Annotated in this window: 13 protein-coding genes; 10 read left to right on the top strand and 3 right to left on the bottom strand. The window is 73.3% G+C overall.

Annotated elements, in window-relative coordinates; genetic code table 11:
* Positions 1-18 precede the first annotated feature (18 nt).
* From ACGIF2_RS09260 to ACGIF2_RS09220, 9 genes are all read left to right on the top strand, one after another.
* Positions 19-2,109 (top strand): urease subunit alpha, encoded by a 2,091-nt coding sequence (locus ACGIF2_RS09260; RefSeq protein ID WP_396045823.1) that lies wholly within the window; start codon positions 19-21, stop codon positions 2,107-2,109.
* Positions 2,109-2,795, top strand: a complete 687-nt coding sequence (locus tag ACGIF2_RS09255; protein ID WP_396045821.1) for an urease accessory protein UreF — start codon at positions 2,109-2,111, stop codon at positions 2,793-2,795. Before ACGIF2_RS09260 ends, ACGIF2_RS09255 begins: the two co-directional genes overlap by 1 nt.
* Positions 2,796-2,862: 67 nt before the next feature.
* Positions 2,863-3,618, top strand: coding sequence for an urease accessory protein UreG (gene ureG / locus ACGIF2_RS09250; RefSeq protein WP_396046444.1), 756 nt, complete (start codon positions 2,863-2,865; stop codon positions 3,616-3,618).
* Entirely contained in the window at positions 3,615-4,448 is an 834-nt protein-coding gene (locus ACGIF2_RS09245; RefSeq protein ID WP_396045819.1) for an urease accessory protein UreD, read from the top strand. The genes ureG and ACGIF2_RS09245 overlap by 4 nt, the downstream gene beginning before the upstream one ends.
* Positions 4,445-5,590 carry a bifunctional glutamate N-acetyltransferase/amino-acid acetyltransferase ArgJ gene (gene argJ / locus ACGIF2_RS09240; protein ID WP_396045817.1) on the top strand — a complete coding sequence of 382 codons (1,146 nt, stop codon included), beginning with the start codon at positions 4,445-4,447 and terminating at the stop codon, positions 5,588-5,590. Before ACGIF2_RS09245 ends, argJ begins: the two co-directional genes overlap by 4 nt.
* Before the next feature lie 78 nt (positions 5,591-5,668).
* Positions 5,669-6,022 (top strand): YciI family protein, encoded by a 354-nt coding sequence (locus tag ACGIF2_RS09235; RefSeq protein WP_396045815.1) that lies wholly within the window; start codon positions 5,669-5,671, stop codon positions 6,020-6,022.
* A gap of 100 nt (positions 6,023-6,122) precedes the next feature.
* Entirely contained in the window at positions 6,123-6,773 is a 651-nt protein-coding gene (locus tag ACGIF2_RS09230) for a dihydrofolate reductase family protein (RefSeq protein ID WP_396045813.1), read from the top strand.
* Positions 6,774-6,919: 146 nt separating this feature from the next.
* Complete coding sequence (locus ACGIF2_RS09225; protein WP_396045811.1) at positions 6,920-9,502, top strand: ATP-dependent Clp protease ATP-binding subunit; 2,583 nt, start codon at positions 6,920-6,922, stop codon at positions 9,500-9,502.
* Positions 9,503-9,743: 241 nt separating this feature from the next.
* On the top strand, positions 9,744-12,173 hold the full coding sequence (locus ACGIF2_RS09220; RefSeq protein WP_396045809.1) for a glycosyl hydrolase family 95 catalytic domain-containing protein: 2,430 nt from the start codon (positions 9,744-9,746) through the stop codon (positions 12,171-12,173).
* Positions 12,174-12,203: 30 nt separating this feature from the next.
* Here the strand turns inward: ACGIF2_RS09220 and ACGIF2_RS09215 are convergent, their stop codons facing one another.
* The 3 genes from ACGIF2_RS09215 to ACGIF2_RS09205 form a co-directional block, all read right to left on the bottom strand.
* Positions 12,204-13,415: an alpha-hydroxy-acid oxidizing protein gene (locus ACGIF2_RS09215; protein ID WP_396045807.1), complete on the bottom strand. Its 1,212-nt coding sequence runs from the start codon at positions 13,413-13,415 to the stop codon at positions 12,204-12,206.
* Between the two features lie 136 nt (positions 13,416-13,551).
* Positions 13,552-15,108, bottom strand: coding sequence for an alpha-N-arabinofuranosidase (locus ACGIF2_RS09210; RefSeq protein WP_396045805.1), 1,557 nt, complete (start codon positions 15,106-15,108; stop codon positions 13,552-13,554).
* Between the two features lie 157 nt (positions 15,109-15,265).
* A complete protein-coding gene (locus ACGIF2_RS09205; RefSeq protein WP_396045803.1) occupies positions 15,266-16,720 on the bottom strand; it encodes a sugar porter family MFS transporter in 1,455 nt (484 codons plus the stop codon).
* Positions 16,721-16,805: 85 nt separating this feature from the next.
* On the opposite strand from ACGIF2_RS09205, the gene ACGIF2_RS09200 reads away from it, so the two are divergent.
* Positions 16,806-17,453: a hypothetical protein gene (locus tag ACGIF2_RS09200; RefSeq protein WP_396045801.1), complete on the top strand. Its 648-nt coding sequence runs from the start codon at positions 16,806-16,808 to the stop codon at positions 17,451-17,453.
* The last annotated feature ends 44 nt before the right edge of the window (positions 17,454-17,497 follow it).

Genomic DNA, 17,497 nt, shown 5'->3' with positions numbered 1-17,497 from the left:
CAGCCCTCGAGGAGAACCATGGCCAGCCACGCCACCACCGGCCCGGGTGCCGTCCGCGTCGCCGACGGCGACGTCGCGCTCAACGCCGACCGCGCGCCGCACGAGCGGATCGAGCTCGTCGTGCTCAACACCGGCGACCGTCCCGTGCAGATCGGCTCCCACCTGCACCTGCCCGACGCCAACCCCGCGCTCGAGTTCGACCGCGAGGCGGCGCACGGCTTCCGCCTGGACGTGCTGGCGGGCACGTCGCAGCGGTTCGAGCCCGGCGCCTCGCGCACAGTCACCGCTGTGACCCTGCGGGGTGCGCGGCGCGTCCCGGGGATCCAGCGCGACAAGGCGGACGGCGGGGAGCTGGGCGCCGTCGTCGCGCCGGCCGCCGGGGCCGGGGCTGCGCGGACCGTGCCGGCCCTCGTGGTCCCGCGCGCGCGGTACGCGGCGCTGTACGGCCCGACGGTGGGCGACCAGCTGCGCCTCGGCGACACCGACCTGTGGATCGAGGTCGAGGAGGACCGCACGGTCGGCGGCGACGAGGCAGTGTTCGGCGGCGGCAAGTCGATCCGCGAGTCCATGCTGCAGGGGTCGACGACCCGCGCCGAGGGCGCCCCCGACACAGTGATCACCAACGTCGTCGTGCTCGACTGGTGGGGCGTGGTCCGCGCCGACGTCGGCATCCGCGACGGGCGGATCGTCGCCCTCGGCAAGGCCGGCAACCCGGACGTGGCCGACGGCGTGCACCCGGCGCTGCGCATCGGGCCGTCCACCGACATCATCAGCGGGGAGGGTCGGATCCTCACGGCCGGCGGGTTCGACGCCCACGTCCACCTCATCTCGCCGTCCCAGGTGGTGGAGGCGCTCGCCACCGGCATCACGACCGTCGCGGGCGGGGGCACGGGCCCGTCCGAGGGGACCAAGGCCACGACCGTCACACCGGGCGCGTGGCACCTGCGCACCATCCACCGCAGCCTCGACCACCTGCCCGTCAACGTCCTGCTGCTGGGCAAGGGCAACACGGTCAGCGCGGCGGGTCTGGCCGAGCAGGCGATGGCCGGCGCGGGCGGCTACAAGGTGCACGAGGACTGGGGGTCCACACCGGCTGCGCTCGACACCGCGCTGCGCGCCGCGCAGGACTGGGGCCTGCAGGTCGCGCTGCACTCGGACTCGCTCAACGAGGCCGGCTTCCTCGAGTCGACGGTCGCGGCGATCGGGGGTCGCTCGATCCACGCGTTCCACACGGAGGGCGCCGGCGGCGGCCACGCCCCGGACATCATGCGGCTCGCCGGTGAGCCGTACGTGCTGCCCGGGTCCACGAACCCGACGCTGCCGCACACCCGCAACACGGTGGCCGAGCACCTGGACATGCTCATGGTCTGCCACCACCTCAACCCCCGCGTGCCCGAGGACCTGGCGTTCGCGGAGTCGCGCATCCGGGCCACGACCATCGCCGCCGAGGACGTCCTGCACGACATGGGCGCGATCTCGATGACGTCGTCGGACGCGCAGGCGATGGGCCGCATCGGCGAGGTGATCATGCGCACCTGGCAGGTCGCGCACGTGATGAAGCACCGCCGCGGACCGCTCTCGGCGAGCCACCCGGCCGACAACGAGCGCGCGCGCCGGTACGTGGCCAAGTACACGATCAACCCGGCGATCGCCCACGGCGTCGACGCCGAGATCGGGTCGGTCGAGGTCGGCAAGCTCGCGGACCTGGTGCTGTGGGACCCCCGGTTCTTCGGGGTGCGGCCCCAGGTGGTGCTCAAGGGCGGTGCGCTCGTCTGGGGCGCGCTCGGCGACCCGAACGCCTCCATCCCGTCGCCCCAGCCGGTGCTGATGCGCCCGGCGCTGGCCGACGCCGTGGGCGCCGACCTGTCCGTGTCGTTCGTGGCTCCGCGCGCCCTCGAGGACGGGCTGGCCGAGCGGCTGGGCCTGCGCCGTCGGCTCGTCGGCGTCGCGGACACCCGCGAGGTGACCAAGGCGCACATGCGGAACAACGACGTGTGCCCCCGCATCGACATCGACCCGGAGACCTTCCAGATCGACGTGGACGGCGAGCGCGTGGAGCCTGCGCCCGTCGACGAGGTGCCGCTCGGCCGGCTCTACTCGATGTTCTGATGGCCGCGACGGTCCCGTCGGCCCTCCTGCTGACCTTGCTCGCGGACGCCCGCCTGCCCTCCGGCGGGCACACGCAGTCCGGTGGCCTCGAGCCCGCGCTGCGGGCGGGTGTGCGCGCGGGCGACGTCGCCGACTACGCCCGCGCCCGGCTGCGCACCGTCACCGCCGTGGAGGCGGGCACGGCCGTCGTCGCGCGGTCGGTGGCCGCCGCGGGGGAGGACCTCGGGGCGGTCGAGGCGGCGTGGGCCGCGCGCACGCCGTCCCGGGCGCTGCGGGCCAACGCGCGCCGGCTGGGCCGTGGCCAGCTCCGTGTCGCCCGCACGCTGTGGCCCGTCGCCCCCGGGCACGGACCGGACCCGCTCGACGACCCCGCCGCCCGCACCTGGTCGCGCGCCGTGGTGCTCGGGGTGCTGGCGCAGCGGGCCGGGCTCGACGCGTGGGACCTCGGCCGGCTCGTCGGCTACGACGACGTGCAGACCGTCGTCGCCGCGCTGCTCAAGCTCGAGCCGGGCGACCCGCTCGAGACCACCGGCATGGTCGTCGACCTCCTGCCGGAGATCGACGCGCTCGCCGGGCGCGTGGCCCACCTGCGCCACCCCGGGGAGATCCCCGCGGGTGGGGCCCCGCTCATGGAACGGTGGGCCGAGGCCCACGCCGCTACGACCGAGAGGCTGTTCAGTGCCTGAGGACATCGCACCCGCCGCCACCACCACCGCTGGTCCCGCCACCGCCACCGCCGCGCCGCGGCGGGCGATGCGCCTGGGCGTCGCCGGGCCCGTCGGCACGGGCAAGAGCTCGCTCATCGCGCTGCTGTGCCGGCGGCTCGCCGACCGGCTCTCGCTGGCCGTGGTGACGAACGACATCTACACCGACGAGGACGCGCGCTTCCTGCGGTCCGCGGGGGTGCTCGACCCCGACCGGATCCGCCCGGTCGAGACCGGCGCCTGCCCGCACACGGCGATCCGGGACGACGTGACGGCGAACCTGCTCGCCGTCGAGGACCTCGAGGCGGACTTCGCACCGTTGGACCTCGTGATCGTCGAGTCCGGCGGGGACAACCTCACCGCGACGTTCTCCCCGGCCCTCGTGGACGCGCAGATCTTCGTGCTGGACGTCGCCGGGGGCGGTGACGTGGTCCGCAAGGGTGGCCCCGGCATCGCGCGCGCCGACCTGCTCGTGGTCAACAAGACCGACCTGGGCCCGTACGTGGGGGTCGACGTGGAGCGCATGGTCCGCGAGGGCGGCGCGGCCCGCGCCGGACGCCCGGTGGTAGCGCTGTCGCGGCACGACGAGGCGTCGGTGGACCAGCTCGTCGGCTGGGTGCTGGCGATGCTCGCCTCCTACCGGGCGGGTGGGCACGTGGCGGTCGACCCCGGGCCGATGGCTCCGCACTTCCACGCGGACGAGGCGCACCCCGACGGCGGGGTCCTGCACACGCACGACGACGCGCACGCAGAGCCGCACGACGACCCGCACGCAGAGCCGCACGCGGGCGGCGGGCGCGCGTGACACGCATCACCGTCGCACCGGGGCGCGGACGGTCGGTGCTCGGGCTGCGGTCCGGTGCGCTGGCCGTCCGCGTCCTGGCGCAGGACGCCGACGGGGCCAGGGTGGCGCTCGTCGCGAACGGCGCGCTGCTGCTGGCAGGCGACGCCGTCGAGGTCGAGGTCGACGTCGCGGCCGGCGCCTGGCTCGAGGTCGTGGAGACCACCGGGACCGTCGCGTACGGCGGGGCGGAGCCGTCCCGGTGGGACGTCGACGTCCGGTTGGGCGCGGGGGCGACGCTCACCTGGGGTGCGCTGCCGTTCGTGGTGTCCGACGGCGCCCGCACGCACCGCCGCACCGAGGTGCACCTGGGCGAGGGTGCACGCGCCGTCCTGCGCGAGACGCTCGTCCTCGGGCGCGCGGGCCAGGTGGGCGGCGACCTGTGGAGCCGTCTGACGACGCACGACGCCGCCGGTCCGCTGCAGGTCGAGGAGCTCGACCTGTCCCGGTCGGCGCGCGGCCTGCCGGGCGTCCTGACCACCGGCCCGGTCGCGGCGCCGCGCACAGTGGTGGACACGGTCCTGGCGCTCGGCTGGCGGCCCGCGACCCCCGCGGGCATGCCGGACGACGGGGCCACGTTCCTCGAGCTCGACCGGCCGGGCGCCGTGCTGCGCTGGCTCGGCACCGCGCTGCACCACGACACCGTCGGCGACCGCTGCCTGGACGCCTGGGCCGACGAGCTCGCCGGAGCGCGGACCATGGCACCCGCACCCGCACCCGCACCCGCACCCGTCCCCGCGCACCGCACCGCGCCGGACCCCCTCCGCACCACCCACACCGAGGAGCACGCATGACCACCACCGTCGCAGGGTTCGCCGGCGTCACCGGCAACGCCGGTGTCAAGAACGGCGTCCCCGACGTCAGCCTCGTGCACGCCACCGGTCCGACGACGTCGGCCGCCGTGTTCACCCGGTCCCTGTTCTCCGGGCCGAGCGTGACGCTCAGCCGCGCGGGCGACCTCGCCGGTCTGCGTGCCGTCGTCGTGGTGTCCGGGAACGCGAACGTCGCCACCGGCGAGCCAGGCCTGGCCGACGCCCGCGAGCTGCAGGCCTGGGCCGCCGCCCGGGCCGGCTGCGCACCCGAGCAGGTGCTGGTCGCCTCGACCGGGGTCATCGGCGTGCCGTACCCGATGGCGACCATGCGCGACCGGCTCGCCGACCTGGACCCGGCCGCCCCGGTCGACCTCGACGCCGTGTCCCGGGCCATCATGACCACCGACACCCACCCGAAGGTCGCCTCGCGTCAGGTCGGCCCGGCCCGCGTCGTCGGCATCGCCAAGGGCGTGGGCATGATCGAGCCCGACATGGCGACCATGCTGTCGTTCGTCTACACCGACGCGCAGGTGCCCGCGGACGAGCTCGACCGGATCTTCCGGGCCGTGGTGGCGCGGACGTACAACGCCGTGAGCGTCGACACGGACACGTCGACCTCGGACACCGCTGCGATCCTCGCCTCGGGCGCCGCCGGTCCGGTCGACCTGGACGAGCTCGAGGCCGCCCTGCTCGAGGTGTGCACCGAGCTGGTGCGGATGATCGCGTCGGACGGCGAGGGCGCCTCGACGCTCATCGAGGTGCGGGTCACGGGCGCGCGCGACGACGCCCAGGCCAAGCTGGTCGGGAAGGCAGTCGTCAACTCCCCGCTCGTCAAGACCGCCGTGCACGGCGCCGACCCGAACTGGGGCCGGGTGGCCATGGCCATCGGCAAGTGCTCGACCGAGACGGACATCCGCCAGGAGGCCGTCCGCATCTCGTTCGGCGGCCTCGAGACCTACCCCCGGCTCCCCACGCCCGAGGTCCGGGCACAGCTCGAGGCGTACCTGAAGAACGACGAGGTCGTCATCGAGGTCGACCTGGGCATCGCCGACGGTGCGTTCACCGTGTTCGGGTGCGACCTGACGGAGGGCTACATCCGCATCAACGCGGACTACACGACCTGACGCACCGCCCGCCTCGCCGCCGACCCCTTCCGGAGCCACAATGCCGGAAGGGGTCGCGACGACGCGAGGGGGACACCGATGCACCAGTACCTGCTGTCGGTCGGGCACCGGGTCACCGACCCCGTGCCCGACGAGGCTGCGCTCGCGGAGATGCGCGCGTCGGTCGCGCTGTTCGACACCGAGCTGCGGGGCGCGGGCGCGTGGGTCTACGCGGGCGCGCTGCAGCCGGTCGAGCAGGCGCACGTGGTCGATGCCCGCGGGGCCGAACCCATCACGGTCGAGGGGCCCTTCGCCCACGCGGACGCGGTGCTGCGCTGGTTGTGGGTGGTCGCGGCCCGGGACCTGGACACCGCGCTCGACTGGGCCGCGCTCGCGTCGCGGGCCTGCCGTGCACGGGTCGAGGTCCGCGAGTTCGAGGATTTCGCCCGGTGATCAGGGTCTCCGCGCGCCGGATGACGTGCCGGATATGCCCGGTTCATGGTGTGATCGCCGGGTCGCTGCCAGGGCGACCACGAGCACAGGGGTGATGAGCATGAGGCTCAGCGTGAACGCGTTCCTCAGCCTGGACGGGGTCATGCAGGGACCGGGCGGCGCGGACGAGGACCCCAGCGGCGGCTTCGAGCGCGGCGGGTGGCTCGTGCCGTTCGCGGACGACGACATGGGCGCGATCGTCGAGCAGGACTGGTTCGGCCACGCCGAGGCGATCCTGCTGGGTCGCACGACCTACCAGATGATGCAGCCGTACTGGGAGGCCGTGACCGATCCCGACAACAGGGTGGCCACGATCCTCAACACCTACCCCAAGTACCTCGCCTCGACCACGCTCACCGACGAGGACGTCACGTGGGCCTCGACCACGCTGCTCGAGGGGCTCGTGGTCGAGTCGGTCGGCGCGCTCAAGGAGCTGCCGGGCGGCGAGCTGCAGGTGCACGGCAGCCTGCGCCTGGCCCGCACCCTGCACGACGCGGGGCTCGTGGACGTCTACCGGCTGCTGATCTTCCCGGTCGTGGTGGGCACGGGCCGTCGCCTGTTCGACGCGGGCAGCCGGCCGGCGTCGTTCGAGGTCGTCGACCGGAAGTCGACGGCGTCGGGCGCCACGGCCCTGACGCTGCACCCCCGGGACGTCGCCACGGGAGGCGTCGCCGTCGAGGACGGGCGCGAGACGACCGAGAAGACCGAGTGACCGCCCGCGCCGGGGTGTCGTCACGCCTGCGGCGAACACGGGCAGGTTGGGCGGGTCGCCGCCGTTAGCATCGAACAACGCCGCCTGTCGGATCCGCGGGATGCCTGCGGATGACCGACCAAGCACGTCGCTCGTGAGGAGTGCACATGTTCGAGAGATTCACGGACCGAGCCCGTCGCGTGGTCGTCCTCGCCCAAGAAGAGGCGCGGATGCTCAACCACAACTACATCGGCACCGAGCACATCCTCCTGGGCCTGATCCACGAGGGTGAAGGTGTCGCGGCCAAGGCCCTGGAGTCCCTCGGCATCTCGCTGGACGCCGTGCGCGCCCAGGTCCAGGAGATCATCGGCGAGGGGCAGCAGGCGCCGAGCGGGCACATCCCGTTCACGCCGCGGGCCAAGAAGGTCCTGGAGCTGAGCCTTCGCGAGGCGCTGCAGCTCGGCCACAACTACATCGGTACCGAGCACATCCTGCTCGGCCTCATCCGCGAGGGTGAGGGTGTCGCCGCGCAGGTGCTGAACAAGCTCGGCGCCGACCTCAACCGCGTGCGCCAGCAGGTCATCCAGCTGCTGTCGGGCTACCAGGGCAAGGAGCCGGTCGCCTCGGGCGGCCCGGCCGAGGGCCAGCCCTCGGGCTCTGCCGTGCTCGACCAGTTCGGCCGGAACCTCACGCAGGCTGCGCGCGACGGCAAGCTCGACCCGGTGATCGGGCGCGAGAAGGAGATCGAGCGGGTCATGCAGGTGCTGTCCCGCCGCACCAAGAACAACCCTGTCCTGATCGGTGAGCCGGGCGTCGGCAAGACGGCCGTCGTCGAGGGCCTCGCGCAGGACATCGTGCGCGGCGACGTCCCCGAGACGCTCAAGGACAAGCAGCTGTACACGCTCGACCTCGGTGCGCTCGTGGCCGGCAGCCGCTACCGCGGTGACTTCGAGGAGCGCCTGAAGAAGGTGCTCAAGGAGATCCGCACGCGCGGCGACATCATCCTGTTCATCGACGAGATCCACACGCTCGTCGGTGCGGGTGCCGCCGAGGGCGCGATCGACGCGGCCAGCATCCTCAAGCCGATGCTGGCGCGCGGCGAGCTGCAGACCATCGGTGCGACCACGCTCGACGAGTACCGCAAGTACGTCGAGAAGGACCCGGCCCTCGAGCGCCGGTTCCAGCCGATCCAGGTCGCCGAGCCGAACCTGCAGCACGCGATCGAGATCCTCAAGGGTCTGCGCGACCGCTACGAGGCGCACCACCGTGTGTCCATCACGGACGGCGCCCTGGTGGCCGCGGCGACGCTCGCCGACCGCTACGTCAACGACCGGTTCCTCCCCGACAAGGCCATCGACCTGGTCGACGAGGCCGGTGCGCGCCTGCGCATCCGTCGCATGACGGCCCCGCCGGAGCTGCGTGAGCTCGACGAGCAGATCGCCGAGACGCGCCGCGACAAGGAGTCCGCGATCGACGAGCAGGACTTCGAGAAGGCTGCTCGCCTGCGCGACGCCGAGAAGCAGCTCGGCCTCAAGCGCGTCGAGAAGGAGAAGGCCTGGAAGTCGGGCGACCTCGATGCCGTGGCCGAGGTGGACGAGGAGCTGATCGCCGAGGTGCTGGCGATCGCGACCGGCATCCCGGTGTTCAAGCTGACCGAGGCCGAGTCGACGCGTCTGCTCAAGATGGAGGACGAGCTGCACAAGCGGGTCGTCGGCCAGGAGGCGGCCATCAAGGCGCTGTCCCAGGCGATCCGTCGCACGCGCGCCGGGCTCAAGGACCCGAAGCGTCCCGGTGGCTCGTTCATCTTCGCGGGGCCCACGGGCGTCGGGAAGACCGAGCTGGCGAAGGCGCTCGCCGAGTTCCTGTTCGGGGACGAGGACGCGCTGATCCAGCTCGACATGTCGGAGTTCTCGGAGAAGCACACGGTCTCGCGGCTGTTCGGCTCGCCCCCCGGCTACGTCGGGTACGACGAGGGTGGCCAGCTCACCGAGAAGGTGCGTCGCAAGCCGTTCTCGGTCGTGCTGTTCGACGAGGTCGAGAAGGCGCACGCTGACATCTTCAACTCGCTGCTGCAGATCCTCGAGGACGGTCGCCTGACCGACTCGCAGGGCCGGGTGGTCGACTTCAAGAACACAGTGATCATCATGACGACGAACCTCGGTACGCGGGACATCGCCAAGGGCCTGCAGACCGGCTTCCAGGCCGGTGGCGACCTGTCGACGTCCTACGACCGGATGAAGGCGAAGGTCAACGACGAGCTGAAGCAGCACTTCCGCCCGGAGTTCCTGAACCGTGTCGACGACGTCGTGGTGTTCCCGCAGCTGTCGCAGCCGGAGATCTTCGCGATCGTCGACCTGATGATCGCCAAGCTCGACGTCCGCATGAGGGACAAGGACATGTCGATCGAGATCACCGAGGCGGCCAAGAAGCTGCTGTCGGAGAAAGGCTACGACCCGGTGCTCGGTGCGCGTCCGCTGCGTCGTGCGATCCAGCGCGACATCGAGGACCAGCTCTCCGAGAAGATCCTGTTCGGCGAGCTCAAGGCCGGCCAGAAGGTGATCGTGGACGCCGAGGGCGAGGGCATCCTCGGGGAGTTCACGTTCAAGGGCGTGCCGCGCGACGACGAGCCGCGCGAGCCCGCGCACGTGGGTGCCGTCGGTACCCCCGGCTCGGGCACGGACCTGCCCCCGGCACCGCCGGTGACGGGTGCGGCTGACGCAGGCACCGGCCCGCTGCCCAAGCAGGTCTGACACCGGCCTGTCACGACGCCTCGACCCGGGACCGCACGTCGGTCCCGGGTCGAGTCGTGTCCGGGGCCCGGCGCTGGGCGGGACGGCGTGGCCCGCCGCGCGACCCGCCGCAGAGGTCAGGTGTCGGCCCCGCTGATATGGTGCGGAGCGCTCAGGGGTGGACAAATCGCCTGGTCGACCGCGAGGTCGAGCCGGCGGTGCTCGTGCCCGCGGACGAGGTGGACCGCACGAGGAGGACGAGGTGCGCCTGCACGACGACCGACCTGCCGACCTGTGGACCGATGCGCTGCCGCTGGGCAACGGGCGGCTCGGGGTGATGTGCTTCGGCGGGGTCCGCCGCGACCGGTTCCAGGTCAACGACGACACGTGCTGGTCGGGTTCGCCCGCGACGGCGTCGGGCCGGCCGCTCGTCGCGCCGGGGGAGGGGCCCGAGGTGCTGCACGCCGTGCGCGTGGCGCTCACGGACGGTGACGTGCGCGAGGCCGAGCGGCTCGTGCAACGCCTCCAGCACGGGCACCCGCAGGCGTACCAGCCGCTCGTGGACCTCGTGGTCGAGCAGCCTGGGCAGCCTGGACGGGGCGAGGACGACGTGCCGACGGGGTACCGGCGCTGGCTCGACCTGCGCGAGGCGGTGGCCGGTCACCGGTTCGGCGACGAGGGCGAGCGCACCACCCAGGAGTCCTTCGTGAGCGCCCCGGCGGGTGTCCTGGTGGTGCACCGCACGTCCGAGGTGCCCGTGGACCTGGTGGTCCGGGTCGGGTCGGCGCACGACGTGCGGGCTGTGCCGGGCGACGCGGACCTTGACCCGGAGCACTGGTCCGGGACGGTGCGGATGCCCGCGCATGTCGTCCCGCCGCACGAGGACGCGCCCGATCCCGTGGTGCCCGACGCGACCCCCGGGGCGGCGGTGACCGCGGCCGTGGCCGTGCGCGTGGTGACCGACGGTGCCGTGCAGGCCCGCGAGGACGGCGTGACCGTGCACGGCGCGCGGTGGGTCACTGTGCTGCTCACCTCCGAGACGGACCACGCGGGGGCTGTGCACGCCCCGCACGGCGACCTGGGGCGGCTGCTCGGCGCGGCACGCGCCCGGGTCGACGCGGCGGCCGCGATCCCGCTCGCCGACCTGCGTGCAGCGCACGTCGCCGATCACCAGGCGCTGTTCGACCGGGTCGACCTCGACCTCGGGGGGAGCACGGGGCTCGACGCGCTGACGACCGACTCGCGTGTCGCGCGGCACGCAGTGCTGGGCGGCGACCCGGGCCTCGCGGCGCTGCTGTTCCAGTACGGCCGCTACCTGCTGATCGCGGGCTCGCGGCCCGGGTCGCTGCCGCTCACGCTGCGAGGGATCTGGAACGAGGAGGTGCGCCCGCCGGGGGGCGGGGGCTACGCCACCGACGTCAGCCTCGAGATGGCGTACTGGGCCGCAGGCCCCGCGAACCTCGCCGAGTGCGTCGAACCGCTGCTGGCGTGGCTGCCGGGCCTGGTCGCGTCGGGTACGGCGACGGCCCGCGAGCTGTACGGCGCGCGCGGCTGGGCCGCGCACCACGGCTCCGACGCGTGGGCGTTCTCGCTGCCCGCGGGCGGGGGAGACGGCGACCCGTCCCGGACGGCGTGGCCGCTGGGCGGTGCGTGGCTCGCCTGGCACGTCTGGGACCGGTACGAGCACACCGGGGACGTGGCGGCGCTGCGGCGCGCGTGGCCGATGCTGCACGGTGCGGCGCGGTTCTGCCTCGACTGGCTCGTCGAGCTGCCCGACGGCACGCTCGGCACGTCACCCGCGACGAGCCCCGGGAACCACTTCGTGGCCCCCGACGGCGACCCGGCCGCCCTGAGCGTCTCGACCACGTCCGATCTCGCGCTCGTGCGCGGGCTGCTCGAGAGCACGCTCGGGGCCCTCGACGTGCTGGGGGACCGGGTCGACCACGTGGATCCCGACACCGACGCCCCCCTCGACGTCACTGCCTGGCGCGGCGAGGTCGAGGCCGTGCTTGCCCGGCTCCCGCGCGAGCGGGTGGGCCCCGACGGGCGCCTGGCGGAATGGGCCCACGACCTGCCCGACGCCGAGCCCGGGCACCCGCGCACGTCGCACCTCGTGGGCGTCTACCCGGGCACGTGGATCGACCCCGACAGCGCGCCGGACCTGGCGCGGGCCGCGACGGCGACCCTCGACGCGCGCGGGCCGCTCTCGAGCGGCTGGGCGCTGGCGTGGCGGCTCGCGCTCCGGGCCCGGCTGCACGACGGCGTGGGGGTCGAGCGGCTCGTGCACGCGCTGCTCACACCGGCCGTCGAGGGGGCGGGGGTCTACCGCAACCTGTTCAGCGCGCACCCCCCGTTCCAGGTCGACGGGAACCTGGGCTTCACCGCGGGCGTGGTCGAGGCGATCGTGCAGGGCCACCGGGTGGTCGACGGGGTGCGCGAGGTGCACCTGCTGCCCGCGCTGCCTCCCGGCTGGGCCGACGGCGCCGCCCGGGGCCTGCGGGTGCGGGGGGCTGTCACCGTCGACGTCTCCTGGGCCGGCGCGCGGCTCGTCGAGGCGACGCTCACGGTCGACCCGCTCGCGGGCCCCTGCCGGGCGCTGGTGCGCTGCGGCGACCTGCGGGTGCCGCTCGACCTGGTGCCCGGCGTGCCGGCGACGGTCAAGGGGTCGGCGGAGATCGTCGCGACGGACTGAGCTCCGGGCCGCCGTGGGCCCGTGCGGGCGTCAGGGCAGCCGTACGTGCTGGGGTCCGAGCTCGCCCACCGAGCTCACGCCCAGCAGCGCCATGGTGCGGGCGACCTCGCCGGTGAGGATCTCGGCCGCGCGGTCCACGCCACGCTCGCCTCCCGCCATGAGCCCGTACAGGTAGGCCCGGCCCACGAGCGTCGCGTCGGCACCGAGCGCGAGGGCCGCCACGACGTCGGCGCCGGTGGTGATCCCCGTGTCGACCCACACCTCGCTGCGGTCGCCCACCGCGTCGGCGACGTCGGGCACCAGGCGCAGCGGCACGGGGGCCTGGTCGAGCTGGCGGCCGCCGTGGTTGGACAGCACGACAGCGTCCGCCCCGACGTCGACCACGCGTCGGGCGTCGGCCACGGTCTGGACGCCCTTGATGATGAGCGGGCCGTCCCAGTGCGACCGCACCCACTCGAGGTCCGCGATCGTCACGGTCGGGTCGAACAGCCTGTCGAGCAGCTCGGCGACCGTGCCGGACCACGACTGGAGCGAGGCGAACGTCAGCGGTGCGGTCGTGAGCAGGTTGAGCCACCACGCCGGGTGCGTGGCGGCGTCCGCGACGGTGCGCAGCGTGAGCGCCGGGGGGATCGAGAAGCCGTTGCGCACGTCGCGCAGCCGCGCGCCGGCCACGGGCACGTCGACGGTGAGCATGAGCGCCTCGTAGCCGGCCGCCCGGGCCCGGGCCATGAGGTCCTCGCCCGCGGCCCGGTCCTTCCACACGTAGAGCTGGAACCACTTCCGGGCGCCGGGCGCGGTCGCGGCGACGTCCTCGATCGAGGTGGTGCCCATGGTCGACAGCGCGTAGGGGATGCGGCGACGCTCGGCGACCCGCACCACGGCACGTTCGCCCTCGTGATGCATCAACCGCGTGAAGCCCGTGGGGGCGAACGCGAACGGCACCGCGGACGGCTCGCCCAGGAACCGCGTCGTGGTGTCGACGTGCGACACGTCGTGCAGGATCGAGGGCCGCAGCTCGAGCCGGCGGAACAGCGAGCGCGCACGGCGCAGGCTGATCTCGGCGTCGGCCGCGCCGTCGGTGTAGTCGAACACCGACCGCGGGGTGCGAGCCCGGGCCACCCGGCGCAGGTCCGCGACGGTCAGCGCCGCGTCGAGCCGGCGGCGTGTGGGGTCGAGCACCACCGGCCGGGGTCGGAGCAGCGGTCGGAGCTCGGACCACCGGGGGATCTGCCGATCGGCCATCGGACTCCTCGGGGCGTCAGGCGCGGGCCGGTGCCGTCGTCGTCCGACTTGTCCGGTTCCGGGTCTGGCGAGCGTAGCAAGCAGGGCGGCGCGCGGCAGGTCCGCGCCGCCCTGCGTGCTCCGACGCGTCGGTCGCTCAGAGGCGCGTCGCGCTGCCCCGGTAGGCGGTCCACGACTCGGGGGCGAGCGTCACCGTCGTCGTGGTCCCGGCCGCGACCCCCGTGCCCGTGCCCGCGTCCGGGGCCGGCACGGCCGACCAGCAGGTCCGGGCGACGTGGGCCGCGTGCTCGGGTCCCACGACCGCGGGCTCGTGGTCGGCCACGAGTCGTGCGCCCCTGTCGAGCACGAGGTCGACGCCCGGGTGGGACACCTCGACGTCCACGGGCTCGGCCGAGCGGTTGACCAGGAACAGCGCGACGTCGGCCGTGCCCGCCACGGGCTCGTCCCACGTGGCCGCGGCCGTGACCACCGGCACGTCGCCGTGGCGTGCGGTGGGCATCGCGGGGGAGGTGACGCGCAGGTCGAGGGCTCTGCCGCGGGCCAGACGCGCGGTCTCGGCGAACGGGTGGAAGGTCGGCTGGCGCCACGCCTCGCCGCCCGGCTCGGTCATGATCGGCGCGATCACGTTGACGAGCTGGGCGAGGCACGCCACGGGCACCCGGTCGGCGTGGTTGAGCAGCGTGACGAGCAGGTCGCCCACGACCACGCCGTCGAGGCCCGAGTAGACGTCCTCGATGATGCGCGGGGCGTCGCGCTGCAGCGGCAGGTTCTTCTCGCCCTCGAACCGGCTCTCGAAGTACCAGACGTTCCACTCGTCGAACGAGATGGTGATCTGCTTGTCGGAGCGGCGCTCGGCCCCGACGGCGTCGGCGGAGGCCACGACCCGCCCGATGAACCGGTCCATCGCGGTGCCGGACCCGAGGAAGCTCGCACGGTCGCCGTCGAGCTCCTCGTAGTAGGCGTGCATCGAGAGGTGGTCGACGACGTCGTAGGTGTGCCCGAGCACCGTGCGCTCCCACGAGCCGAACGTGTCCATCTGCATCGAGGAGGACCCGCACACCACGAGCTCGATGCTCGGGTCGACGAGCTTCATGGCCTTGCCGGCCTCGGCGGCGAGCCGGCCGTAGGTGTCGGCGTCCTTGTGGCCGATCTGCCACGGGCCGTCCATCTCGTTGCCCAGGCACCACAGCCGCACGCCGTAGGGCTTGTCGCGCCCGTTCGCGATGCGCAGGTCGGCCCAGCGGCTGCCCGCCTCGCCGTTGCAGTACTCGACGAGCGCGGCCGCGGCGGCGACCCCGCGGGTGCCGAGGTTGACGGCCATCATGGGCTCGATGCCCTCGCGCTCGGCCCACTGCAGGAACTCGTCGGTGCCGATGTCGTTGGGCTCGATGGTGCGCCAGGCCAGGTCGATGAACGGCTTGCGGTCGGCGCGCGGGCCGACGCCGTCCTCCCACACGTAGTTGGACACGAAGTTGCCGCCGGGGTACCGGACCACGCTCACGCCGAGCTCGCGCGTGAGGTCGGCGACGTCGCGGCGGAACCCGTGCTCGTCGGCGGTCGGGTGCCCGGGCTCGTAGATGCCTGTGTAGACGGCCCGCCCGAGGTGCTCGACGAACGAGCCGAACAGGCGCCGGTCGACCTCGCCGACCTGGAAGTCGGGGTGGAGCACGACCTGGGTGCGCAGCGGGGACATCGGCTCTCCTGGGGGTGGTCGTCGGCGTCGTCGCCGACCTTGCACAACGATGTAAAGCGTAGGCCACGAGGTCCGCCGGAGGCCAATGCCTGCGACCTGGCCCGGACATGACCGTGAGCCCGGCGGACAGCGCCGCCGGGCTCACGGTGTGCAGACCTCAGGCCGTGCGCGGTTTGCGCTGGCGCGTCGCACCCTTCATGTCCTCGAGCTGCATGCCCTTGGTCTCGGGCACCTTCCAGAGCACGAAGAAGAACGACAGCGCGGCGAAGATCGCGTACATCAGGTACGGACCGGTCGCCCCGAACGCCGAGAGCATGGGCGGGAACGACACGGTGATGAGGAAGTTCGCGATCCACTGGCAGGCGGCCGCCACACCGAGCGCGGCGGCCCGGATGCGGTTGGGGAACATCTCCCCGAGCAGCACCCACACGAGCGGGCCCCACGAGGCGCCGAAGAACACGACGAACAGGTTGGCCGCGATCAGCGCGATCGGTCCCCACGCGCCGGGCAGCGAGACGTCGTCGCCCGATCCGGTGGACTGCGTGAACGCGAGCGCCATGATCCCGAGCATCAGGGCCATGCCGAGCGAGCCCGTCAGGAGGATCGGGCGTCGGCCGATCTTGTCGATCAGGGCGATCGCGATGAAGGTGACCACCACGTTCGTGACGGACGTGATGACCGAGACGATGAACGAGTCGGACTCGTCGAAGCCCACCGCCTGCCACAGCGTCGTCGAGTAGTAGAAGATCACGTTGATGCCGACGAACTGCTGGAAGACCGACAGCAGGATGCCGACCCACACGATCGGGAGCAGCCCCAGCGCCGGACCGCGGAGGGACGCCTGCTGGGCGAGCTCCTTGTCGGCCTCGATGGTCTTCTCGATGTCGGCGACGCGCTTCGTCGCGTCCTCGTCGGGACCGAGCACGCGCGTGAGGACCTTGACCGCCTCGTCGCGCTTGCCCTCGGACACGAGGTAGCGCGGTGACTCGGGGATCCGCAGCGCGAGGATGCCGTACACGGCCGCGGGGATGACGGCGACGAGGAACATCCAGCGCCATGCCTCGAGCCCGAACAGGCTAGCCTCCGAGGCCCCGCCTGCGGTGTTCGCGAACAGCGCGTCCGAGAGCAGCGCCGCGAAGATGCCGAGCGTGATCGCGAGCTGCTGGAGCGAGCCCAGGCGTCCGCGCATCGCGGCCGGCGCGATCTCGGCGATGTACGCGGGTGCGATCACGGACGCGATGCCGATGCCCAGGCCACCGATGATGCGCCACCCGATGAGGTCCCAGACCGCGAACGCGAACCCGGACCCGAGCGAGGAGACGAAGAACAGGATGGCGCCGAGCAGCATGACGCGAGGACGTCCCCAGCGGTCGGCGAGCCGACCACCGGCCCAGGCACCGACTGCGCACCCGAGCAGCGCGACGGCGACGGCGAATCCCGTCAGAGTGGATCCCAGGTTGAACTCGCCTTGGATCGCGTCGACCGCCCCGTTGATCACCGAGCTGTCGAACCCGAACAGGAAGCCACCGACGGCGGCAGCGACGGCCAGGCCGATCGCCTTGTTGTGGTCAGGGTGCCGGGGCTGTGCCGGCACTGCTGCGGACTGCGTCATCGTTCGCCCTCCAGTAAACCCGGTCGGCATCCGACGGTGCCACGACGGTGTGCACACCGACATCGGCCTCGTTGACAATGTAACGATGAGCACCCCAGACGGCGCGGCGAGACGTCCGCGACGACCCGCCCGGCTCGACCAGCAGCAGGCCGAGGAGCTGCCGGGCGGGATCGACCCCGCGGTCCGCTCGGAGGTCGCGCACACCACAGCCGGCGCCATCGTGCACCGGGGACGCGACGGCGCCGCGGACCCCGAGCTGGTCGCGCGGCTCGTCCGGCTCGTCGAGGCCGAAGGGCTCGACGTGGTGGCCGCGATGTGGGCCGACAGCCCGTCCGGCACGCTGCCCGGGGCCCTCTGGCGGCTGTACGTGCTGCGCGAGTGGGTGCGCCGGGACCCGCGCACCGTCGCGGAGCGGTACCGGCTCGGCCTGGCCGCAGCCCCGGTGCACGACGCGGTGGCGGGGGTCGTCAGCCCGCCCGGTCCCGACGAGGTGCGCGAGGTCGCCGACGCGGTGCTGTCGGGCGTCTACACGGGGGATCTCGACGTCGCGCTCGAGCGCGGCGCGGCGTTCTGCCGGGTGCTCGCCACGGGCGCGGCCTTCGACGCCGACTACCTCGAGAGCAGCGACGAGAGGGGCGCCCACCGGCTCACGCTGGGAGCGTCGTCGCTGGTCAGGACGGCCGAGGACCTCGAGGAGGCGGCCGCCCTGTGGCGTGCCGGGCGGCTCGACTAGAACGTCGTCGTGGGCCCAGGATGCGGGCGTATCATTTTTCTCGA

The organism is Cellulomonas sp. P22 (genome assembly GCF_044392165.1).
Note: the sequence above shows the minus strand (reverse complement) of the source record. Positions and strands in the feature narration are given on the sequence as shown.

Bases quoted from the DNA above. Each gene is read 5' to 3' on its own strand.
- ACGIF2_RS09260 (WP_396045823.1), top strand. From the start codon at position 19: ATGGCCAGCCACGCCACCACCGGCCCGGGTGCCGTCCGCGTCGCCGAC.
- ACGIF2_RS09255 (WP_396045821.1), top strand. From the start codon at position 2,109: ATGGCCGCGACGGTCCCGTCGGCCCTCCTGCTGACCTTGCTCGCGGAC.
- ureG (WP_396046444.1), top strand. From the start codon at position 2,863: ATGCGCCTGGGCGTCGCCGGGCCCGTCGGCACGGGCAAGAGCTCGCTC.
- argJ (WP_396045817.1), top strand. From the start codon at position 4,445: ATGACCACCACCGTCGCAGGGTTCGCCGGCGTCACCGGCAACGCCGGT.
- ACGIF2_RS09235 (WP_396045815.1), top strand. From the start codon at position 5,669: ATGCACCAGTACCTGCTGTCGGTCGGGCACCGGGTCACCGACCCCGTG.
- ACGIF2_RS09230 (WP_396045813.1), top strand. From the start codon at position 6,123: ATGAGGCTCAGCGTGAACGCGTTCCTCAGCCTGGACGGGGTCATGCAG.
- ACGIF2_RS09225 (WP_396045811.1), top strand. From the start codon at position 6,920: ATGTTCGAGAGATTCACGGACCGAGCCCGTCGCGTGGTCGTCCTCGCC.
- ACGIF2_RS09215 (WP_396045807.1), bottom strand. From the start codon at position 13,415: ATGGCCGATCGGCAGATCCCCCGGTGGTCCGAGCTCCGACCGCTGCTC.
- ACGIF2_RS09210 (WP_396045805.1), bottom strand. From the start codon at position 15,108: ATGTCCCCGCTGCGCACCCAGGTCGTGCTCCACCCCGACTTCCAGGTC.
- ACGIF2_RS09205 (WP_396045803.1), bottom strand. From the start codon at position 16,720: ATGACGCAGTCCGCAGCAGTGCCGGCACAGCCCCGGCACCCTGACCAC.
- ACGIF2_RS09200 (WP_396045801.1), top strand. From the start codon at position 16,806: ATGAGCACCCCAGACGGCGCGGCGAGACGTCCGCGACGACCCGCCCGG.